The organism is Streptomyces sp. NPDC052101 (assembly GCF_040680235.1).
Classification (GTDB): Bacteria; Actinomycetota; Actinomycetes; order Streptomycetales; family Streptomycetaceae; genus Streptomyces.
Genome location: NZ_JBFAWH010000087.1, coordinates 1 through 8,360, shown reverse-complemented (window position 1 = coordinate 8,360; position 8,360 = coordinate 1). Strand labels below are relative to the sequence as shown.

At 70.2% G+C, this 8,360-nt stretch carries 6 protein-coding genes and 2 pseudogenes; all 8 read right to left on the bottom strand.

Annotated features, from left to right (window positions below):
- Window positions 1-120: 120 nt before the first annotated feature.
- Complete coding sequence (locus AB0L75_RS43625) at window positions 121-984, bottom strand: ABC transporter permease (protein ID WP_365191857.1); 864 nt, start codon at window positions 982-984, stop codon at window positions 121-123.
- A 20-nt stretch (window positions 985-1,004) separates the two neighbouring features.
- Complete coding sequence (locus AB0L75_RS43620; protein ID WP_365191856.1) at window positions 1,005-1,940, bottom strand: ATP-binding cassette domain-containing protein; 936 nt, start codon at window positions 1,938-1,940, stop codon at window positions 1,005-1,007.
- Window positions 1,940-2,416 carry a lasso peptide biosynthesis B2 protein gene (locus AB0L75_RS43615; protein ID WP_365191855.1) on the bottom strand — a complete coding sequence of 159 codons (477 nt, stop codon included), beginning with the start codon at window positions 2,414-2,416 and terminating at the stop codon, window positions 1,940-1,942. The genes AB0L75_RS43620 and AB0L75_RS43615 overlap by 1 nt, the downstream gene beginning before the upstream one ends.
- Window positions 2,417-2,476: 60 nt before the next feature.
- On the bottom strand, window positions 2,477-2,737 hold the full coding sequence (locus tag AB0L75_RS43610) for a lasso peptide biosynthesis PqqD family chaperone (RefSeq protein WP_365191854.1): 261 nt from the start codon (window positions 2,735-2,737) through the stop codon (window positions 2,477-2,479).
- Window positions 2,734-4,479 (bottom strand): asparagine synthase-related protein, encoded by a 1,746-nt coding sequence (locus tag AB0L75_RS43605; RefSeq protein ID WP_365191853.1) that lies wholly within the window; start codon window positions 4,477-4,479, stop codon window positions 2,734-2,736. The genes AB0L75_RS43610 and AB0L75_RS43605 overlap by 4 nt, the downstream gene beginning before the upstream one ends.
- A 201-nt stretch (window positions 4,480-4,680) precedes the next feature.
- On the bottom strand, window positions 4,681-4,824 hold the full coding sequence (locus AB0L75_RS43600) for a lasso RiPP family leader peptide-containing protein (protein WP_365191852.1): 144 nt from the start codon (window positions 4,822-4,824) through the stop codon (window positions 4,681-4,683).
- A gap of 2,605 nt (window positions 4,825-7,429) precedes the next feature.
- Window positions 7,430-7,657, bottom strand: a pseudogene (locus tag AB0L75_RS43595) (IS5/IS1182 family transposase); the annotation flags it as partial.
- Window positions 7,651-8,307: pseudogene (locus AB0L75_RS43590) on the bottom strand (IS481 family transposase); the annotation flags it as partial. The pseudogenes AB0L75_RS43590 and AB0L75_RS43595, both read right to left, overlap by 7 nt.
- Window positions 8,308-8,360: the final 53 nt, after the last annotated feature.

Sequence of the window (8,360 nt, the reverse complement as noted above, 5' to 3'; positions counted from 1 at the left end):
GCCTGGTCATCGACGGTCACGGACTCGGTCACGGTGTCAGTCACTTGATGTCTCTTCCATGATCATCAATTACACCGGTGAGCGTACAGACCCGGAGGTCTGGCCGCGATTGCGTGATGGCTACGGCTGGAGGGGGATACGGCGCTTGCTACCGGTCCCGTCTCCGTCGGCGTTGCGGTTGAAGGCGCGGGCGCCCAGGAGGAGGGCGGCGAGTCCGGTGAGGAGTAGGACTGCGGTGTTCGCGGCAAGGGGCAGGTGTCCGGTTGCGGTGGCAGCGGGCGCGGGGGTGGTGAGGGCGTTGATGGTGCCGTGCAGGGCGTCGGAGGCGTAGGCGAGGGGGTTGATCGCGGCTGTCGGTTCCAGCCAGGTGGGGAGGGTGGAGCGGGGTACGAAGGCGCCGGAGGTGAAGAGGAAGGGGGCGCTGGTCAGGCCGAGCAGGGTGGTGAAGGTTTCGGCCCTTCGGGTCCGGACTGCGATCGCGGTGCTTATGGCGGTGAGTGTGAAGGTGATGAGGGTGAGCTGCGTCAGCAGGCCCAGGAGCAGGAGTGGTTCGTAGGGCAGTCCGCCGGCGGGGGCGAGTGCGATCAGGACGGCGCCTTGTGCGGCGGCGCTGGTGCATCCGCCCAGGCACATCCCGCACAGCAGGGTGGTGCGCCGGGCTGGGGCGGTCAGGATCTCCCTGAGGATGCCGCTGTCCCGGTCGATGATCAGGCGGATGCCCACGCTCATGGCGGGGGCCTGGACGGACATCAGCAGCACGCCGGGGAAGAGGTAGGTGCGGTAGGAGCCGCCCACTGTGTCGTCGGGTACCAGGGCGGACAGGCCGCCGCCGAGGGCGTACAGGTAGAGCAGTGGCTGGAGTATCAGCAGCAGGGCGTTGCTCGGGTTGGCGGTCAGCCGCATGAGGTCGTGCAGTACGAGGGCGTGGACGGCGCGTAGTTCGCGGCGCAGTGGGGGCCCGGGGGCGGGTGCGGAGGCGGGCATGGCTGATGACTTCTTCGCGCTCAGGTGATGCGGCGGCCGGTGTGGTGGAAGAACACGTCGTTGAGGGTGGGGGCGGTGGCGGTGGCGGAGTGGATCTGAAGGCCGCGGGCGGACAGGCAGGCGCACAGCCGGGGCAGCCAGGTGGCGGTGTCGGTGACAGGGACGGTCAGTGTTCCGTCGGGGCCGGGGCGGGGGTTCAGGCCGTGTTCCTCGCGCAGTACGAGGGCGGCTTTGGTGGTGTCGCTCGTGTGCAGCTGGATGGTGGCGCGGCCCAGGGCGGCCTTGAGCTGGGCGGGTTGGCCCTCGGTGACGATGCGGCCGTGGTCGATGATGGCCAGCTGGTCGCAGTGCTCGGCTTCGTCCAGGTAGTGGGTGGTGACGAAAACGGTGATGCCCTCTTGGGTACGCAGGGTGTGCAGGTGGTGCCACAGCTCGGCGCGTGCGGGCGGGTCGAGGCCGACGGTCGGTTCGTCCAGGAAGAGCATGCGTGGGGCGTGCAGCAGGGCGCGGGCGATGTCCAGGCGGCGGCGCAGCCCGCCGGACAGGGTGCGCACCGCGGTCTTGTGGCGGTCGGTGAGTCCGGCCAGGTGCAGCGCGTGGGCGGTGCGCTGACGGGCCCGGGCGCGGGAGAGTCCGTGCAGGCGCGCGCGGAGGTAGAGGTTGCGGGACAGGGAGAGCTCGGGCAGCAGCGCGCTGTGCTGGAACAGCACACCGATGCGGGCCCGGACCCGGTGTGCCTCGGTGAGGATGTCGGCGCCGGCGACGGTGGCATGGCCCGCGGTGGGGCGGGTCAGGGTGCAGAGTATGGAGATGGTGGTGGACTTGCCCGCGCCGTTGGGTCCGAGGAAGGCGAAGATCTCACCCGACGCCACGGTGAGGTCCACGCCGCGCACCGCATGACGGTCGCCGTAGGACTTGGACAGGCCACGGGCCCGGATCGCGAGGGGCCCGTCCATCACGGCTCTTGCCGGCTCGTCCCGCTGACCGCTCGGGCGGCCGGTGCGGGCGGGACGGTGATGATGGGGGTGTAGCCGCGTTCGTGGGCGGGCTCTCCGACCGGCTCGCCGTCCACGGCCACCCAGGCGTGCGCGCCGAAGGGATCGGTGCGCACACCCGTGCACCAGGTCGGCCACACCCCCAGGGCCCGGCACAGCAAGGCGGTCGCCAGTGACCGGTGCAGGCAGCTACGGGTAGCGGCGCAGCGCGCGCTGACCGTGACCACGGCGTGCCGGGCGGCTGCGGCCTGTTCGGCGCTGGCGGGTGCCGCTCCGCGGCGCAGCAGGCCGAGCACGGTACGGATGCGGTGCGGCCGGGCCCGGGCCAGCGGGCGAGCGGCCGCCGCGCACAGCGCGGCAAGCACGCGGTGCCGACGGGTGAGCGTGAAGGGCTCTGATGCATCGGACTCGGGAGCAGGCACCGTGGGACGGGCCATGGTGGACTCCTCGTTACGTGGGTTCAGGGGCGGTGCGCGGCGAGAGATCGGCTGGGCGGCTCAGTCGGCCAGCAGGTGCAATGACCGCAGTGAGGCAAGTAGCTGCTCGACGTCGCTCGCGGCGCGGGAGGCGGCGTCGGGATACGCATCAGCGAGCGCGGTGGCTGCCTGCTCCGGCGTCTGGCCGTCGAGCAGGTGCTGCAGGACCAAGCGGGCGGTGGCGTTCAGCTGCCAGTAGCGACCTGACCGCTCGTCGAGCAGGACCATGCCGCCGTCGGTTGCCACTCCGGTCACCTGCGCCCGCAGGGCAATGGTTGTCATCGAAAGCCTCCGGTCAGCGCAGACGCGTGAGAACTGGGTTTGCCGGCCAGCGACCGGAGCCAGACCTCGCAGGCCACCGTGGGCGGCAGGAACGCCAGCTCGGACTGCGGGGCGTGGGAATGCAGGGCGCGGCGCAGCTGGTCCGGCTCGATCAGCCCGGCCTCGGCCAGCAGCGAGCCGTCCAGGAGCGTGAGGATCTCGCCGCGCCGGCGGCGCAGCGCGCGGTAGAAGTCAGCGCAGTAGCGGCCCTTTGAGGTCCGGCGCAGGATCTCACGCGGCACGATGCCATCCATCGCCTCGGTCAACAGCGGTTTGAAACGACCGGGGACGCAGGCTTCCAGGGGCCGGACGGAGAGCGCGGCGGTCACGACCGCGTCGTCGTTGTAGGGGATGGCGTAGTCGGGTCCGGACAGTGCTTTGCTCATCTGGCGGATCGCGTTGCCGCCCTCCCGCACCATGTACAGCACGGTGTGCAGGGACCGCTGCGGCGCCAGTGGTTCCGGGCAGCGGGCGCCTGCCTCCCGCAGCACCGTCCGGGCAGCGTGTACGGCCTCGGGGGTGGCCCAGGCGGGCATCCGGGGCGGCGCTTGCCAGCCGAGCCGGCTCACCATCGGGTCCGGCGGAGGCGCGCTCAGGTCCCGGGCAGCCTCCTGGAACCACTGCCCGTAACCGCGCCCATCGCGCAGACCCCGCAGCACCGACGCGCGACTCACCCGCCAGTCGAGACGGACACGTCGCAGCCGCCCCCATGCCAGCAGTGGATGCTGCCGGGCCAGATCGGCGAGGTAGGAGGAGGACGGTGTGAACAGCTCATCACCACCGCATCCAGACAGGTGGAGCCGGGACCCCAGTGCTTGCGCACGACTGAGGATGTCGCTCTGCTTCACCGCATCCCGTGCCCAGGGCGCCGGCTCCTCCGTGACCAGGCGCATCTGGCCCACTCCGGCGAACCAGTCCGCGGTCTCCTGCTGCGTCACCATCAGATGGGTGGCCCCCGGCAGCGCGGCGACCGCCATCCGCCTCCAGTGGGCATCGTCGTTCTGCGCGTCCACGCCTTCCCAGTGCAGCGTCACCAGCTCTGCCTCGCCCTGGGCCGCCGCGAGAAAACACAGGCTGGTCGAGTCAAGCCCGCCCGACAGGTCCGCGCTGACGGTGCCCTTGCCGGCCGTGCAGCTGGCAACCGCTTCGGTCAACGCCGACCGGACCTGCGCGGCCGCAGCACGCAGACCAAGATGCGGCTCGGGCGGGTCCCACCACCGCACGGTGCGCTGCGCACCGTCCCGCTCCCACACCAGCGCCTCGTCCGGCCGCACCGCCCGCACCTGCCGCCACAGCGTGCGCCCGCCCAACGCCGCCCAGGAGACAAAGGGGTCCATCAAGCGCGCGGCCAGCATCTCCTCATCCATGTCCGCATCGACCAGCCCGGACAGCACATCGGCCCCAGGAGCCGCCACCGGCACACCGTCCACCAAGGTGGTGAACAGCCGACACGCCGCCGAGGCGGTGCCGCGTGCCCATACACGGCCGCCGACCGTGGCCAACAGGTGGTAACTGCCCGCCGCCCGGCCTACCGCACGCTCCACCTCGTACACGTCCCGAACGCCGGCAACCCGCGCTCGCAGAGCTTCAGGGCTGAGCAGGGACCGGCCGAGCACGACCACCCGCACATCCCCCACCTCCGCGGTGACCGCCTGCGCACCGCGCCAGCGCCCCAGCAGCCACGGCCGCCCCGACGCATGCACCACACAGTCCCGACCCCGTGTCTTCAGACGCCCCGCCGCGGTAGCTGCCGCTTCCGTATCAGGCAGAACCACCCACCAATGGCCCACAGCCCACGCTCCGTCTCAATGCACCGATGTCAGCGAAGCCTGATCCCGGCTAGAGGCTTTGGCCGACGGGGCGGCAGACAGCCGCTCCGCCGGCCGCTGCTTCACGGCTGGTAGTTAAAAGCCGTCCGGGCCGTAGTAGGAGCGGGGCGGGGGCGCGCCGTCGAAGAACCCGAAGGGGTTTCCGCCGCGGGTGACTTCGGCGAACTCGCCGGCCTCCGTGACCATCGGCGCCTCGTACACCTCACGTGTTTCTTCCATAGCAATCACCTCCTCTCCGGCCGAGGTTCAAAGCCCGAACGGGACCCCTGGCCGACCGGGGCACCTCTCAACCAAGCGTTTTCCCGAAACCGCACCACGAAATAGACATATACCGCCAAACGCCCCATAGGAAGGAATCAGAGGCAACGGCGCGACGGTCGGTGGCACCCGCTGAGCACCAACCCACCGTTCGCGCTGAGAATCGGTGGGTGCAACCCACGCACACCCTCGGCATGCCGGCGAAGCCGCCACTGCTGACCTGGGCAGTGCACCCCGCCCGCCGCACCCGTTGGACGTCCCTCCCTCATCCGGCACTGGCCGTCACCCAGACCGATCTGAGCCTGCGCGGCTACGGCGCACCCACGGCACGCGTGCGACACCGCGCCGCCCGGGCCGGTGGATCAACTTGCCTCGACGTGTCCGCTGCCGCCCGGACCGAGGGCGCCTACCGCAGCTGGGCGGCCCGGGCCAGGACACCGCCACACCGCCAGTACGGCGGACGACTTCTGCGGCCGCGTCACCGCCTTCTGCACCCCGTCCGAGCGGGCGACCGACACAACCGCCACCGTCAGTGCGGCCAAGAGCGCCGCCTGAAGCGCCCGCCCGATCCGACCCCGCGCACCCGGCGGCGGAGCGGTCAGATCACCACTGCCGGGGATGCCTCACTCATGAGGGCCGAGACGATGGGAGACCTGTTGATGCCCGGCTCGCAGGTCGTGGTGCACCAAGTCGGCTCGACGGAAGGAGCGTTGGTGGTCGATGCCGCCGGGTGCGGGCCTCCGAGACCGTGTCCGGACTTCACTCCACCGAGTGAAGATCACCAACACATCACTTCCGTACGGCGGCCACTCCGAGTGACGGCGGAGCGTCCTGGGGTGCCTCGCGAAGTCGCCCTGAAGTGAGCCGTGGCATGTGCGGTTTGGGCCGGAAGTCCGGGCCGTGGAGGTGGTTGTGCTCCAGCGGGTGGAGCCGTTGTTCCCGTCGATCGCGGCGTCGCGGTGCTGTCGGTGGACGTGAATATCGAGACGGTTGCGCATTGGCTTGCAACGCACGAGGGCCGGCGCGGCCTGTCCGGGGTGCGGGGCCCGGTCGCCCGCCCGCACCCTGGTTGAGGTCCTGCCGTGCTGGAGGGGATTGTCGGGGACATCGTGTGTTGTCACCGCGACTCACGCGCTAGTTCGATGACGATCGCGTCCGCCATGGCGGCGAGGGCGCACGCCCGTGCGGCGCTGTGCGGCCCCGCGAGGGGAGCCGCACGGCCCAAGGCGTGATCGGCGCCGGATCAGTCACATCCGTGGCCCGGCTGTCCCTGCTGTCCCGGGTGGCCCGGCTGCCCTTGCTGGCCTTGCTGGCCTTGCTGGCCTTGCTGGCCTTGCTGGCCCGGCTGTCCCTGGTGGCCTGGCTGTCCCTGCTGGCCGTGACAGCCGCCGCATTCGCCGTGTGCAGGGGCTGCAGAGGCTGTGCCCGCCGCGCCGGTCGCGGCTCCGCCGGCCAGCAGGAGACCTGCTGCGGACAGCATGACGTAATGCCTGATGCGTTGTATTTGCATGGGAAATCGCCCTTCCGTTTCCATCGCCTCGCGCGGCTCGTGTGGCTCGCGGGGTGGGTTGGCTGGCGCCGTGCTTGCAGAGGGGGCACGGCGTGTGTTCTTCAGGTGGCGCCGCAGCGGATTGGCTGTGCGGCCGTCGCTGCCAGGTTTGCCGTTTCCGGGATTCCAGGCTGTTGTCAATGGTCACACTGTGTGCTGCGGCTGTTACTCATAGAAATTAGTGTCAGGTCCGTCATTCGGCATTTCGACGCTGCTCTAGGGGTGGTTCTGTCCACGAGATCGGACACGTGAACGGAGCCAACCGTCGCCACCTGCCGTCGTCCCATCCCTGAGGCGGGACGGCGCTGGCAGGACTCGTGCCGTGACTGCATGATCGCGTGGAATTAGTGAGCCCCGGCCGCTACCACCTGCTGCTCACAACCGGCGGTGGGCCGGTGCAGCACGGCTCCGCTGTACGGGGCGAGCCCAGCCAAGCTGCGCGAACAGGCAGTCGCAGCATCGGGATCGCATGTGTTCGGGAGTCGTGACGCGGGCGATGATCGTGCTGAGGGCGTCGGCCGGTTCCGGGCTGATGACGAGTAGCCGTTCGTCGTCGGATTTCGAAGGGGTGGCCTGAAGCAGAGGCACGACATCACAGAGCCAAGCTGGACATCCACCGCCAACTCGCCGCTGACCGGGGCGACGTAGCCAGCGAGGAATGCGCGTGTTCGGCTGGCGTTTGACCTACCAGCGCTCCAGCCCGGGCTTGTCGGTGGCTTGCGAATAAGAGGGCACTGCGGCGCAGGGGGATCGCGAGTGGCTGGCGTGTGTCTCGTCGGCGCTCGGGGCTGTGGGAGAAGACCGAGGCGGCTGCGACGACAGCCGCGCTCGCGGCGTAGAGGGCGCTTGTGGCTCCAGCGAGATTCGGCACCAGCGTGGAGCGGTGTGGCTATGGCTTGTGTACCTCCTGGGGCAGTCCCGACGCTCATCTCCGCCGGGCGGTAGAGGCACCGTTCTCCGTCATCCGGCGGGCTTCTGGCGATCTCCTGCAGTGCGGGATCGGGCTGACAGGTCATCTCAATTGGTGGGTCGGCGGTAGCAGATGAGGGTGCGGGCGATGGCGGTGAGGGCCAGGAAGTGGCTGACCTTGCGTTCATGGCGTCGATGCCGGCGTCGGCATCCGGCGAGACACGCCATGCTGCGTTCGATGGTCCAGCGGTGTCGGCCCAGCCGCTGGCTGGAGTCCGTGCCCTTGCGGGCGATCCGGGGTGTGATGCCATGGTCGCGTAACCATCGCCCTAGGTGTGCTGACTGGACAGGTTGGTGACGCGGTTGGCTGGGGTTTGGCCGCCGATGCCGGTGCGGGGTCGGTGGTAGTTGTTCCAGTCCAGCCAGTCGGGAAACGCTGCCTGGCGTTCGGCTTCCGAGGTGTAGGGCTGTTGGTGGGCCCACTCGTCGAGCAGGGTGCGATGGAAGCGTTCGACCTTGCCGTTGGTCTGCGGCCGCCACGCCCTCGTCCAGCGCGGTTGGATGCCCGGCTCGCGGCAGGTCTGGTGCCAGGTGTTCTTGGTGTAGGCCCAGGCGTCGTCGGTCAGGACCCGCTCGACGATGATGCCGCGGGTGGCGAACCAGGCGGCGGCCCGTGTCAGGAAGCCGGCGCAGGCCGCGGCCTGCTCGTCGGGCAGGTCTTCGGTGTAGGCCAGGCGGGAGTGGTCGTCCAGGGCGGTGTGCAGGTAGATGTAGCCGCGGCCGGTGCGGGCCTGGTTCTTGCGGCCGGCGGCCCGGCCGAGGACCCTGTGGCCGCCGCCGTCGGCGATACGGCCGAGCTTCTTGACGTCGATGTGGACCAGTTCGCCGGGCCGGGCGCGCTCGTAACGGCGCACGGGCTCGCCGGTGGCCCGGTCCAGGGCGGACAGGGCCGGCATGCCGTGGCGCTTGAGGATCCGGTGGGCGGTGGGGCGGGTCAGACTGGACGACAAACACACACACAGTCACAGGGCGCCCCGCC

Excerpts from the sequence above, each read along its gene's own strand:
- AB0L75_RS43625 (WP_365191857.1), bottom strand. The coding sequence starts at position 984 with ATGCCCGCCTCCGCACCCGCCCCCGGGCCCCCACTGCGCCGCGAACTA.
- AB0L75_RS43620 (WP_365191856.1), bottom strand. The coding sequence starts at position 1,940 with ATGGACGGGCCCCTCGCGATCCGGGCCCGTGGCCTGTCCAAGTCCTAC.
- AB0L75_RS43615 (WP_365191855.1), bottom strand. The coding sequence starts at position 2,416 with ATGGCCCGTCCCACGGTGCCTGCTCCCGAGTCCGATGCATCAGAGCCC.
- AB0L75_RS43610 (WP_365191854.1), bottom strand. The coding sequence starts at position 2,737 with ATGACAACCATTGCCCTGCGGGCGCAGGTGACCGGAGTGGCAACCGAC.
- AB0L75_RS43600 (WP_365191852.1), bottom strand. The coding sequence starts at position 4,824 with ATGGAAGAAACACGTGAGGTGTACGAGGCGCCGATGGTCACGGAGGCC.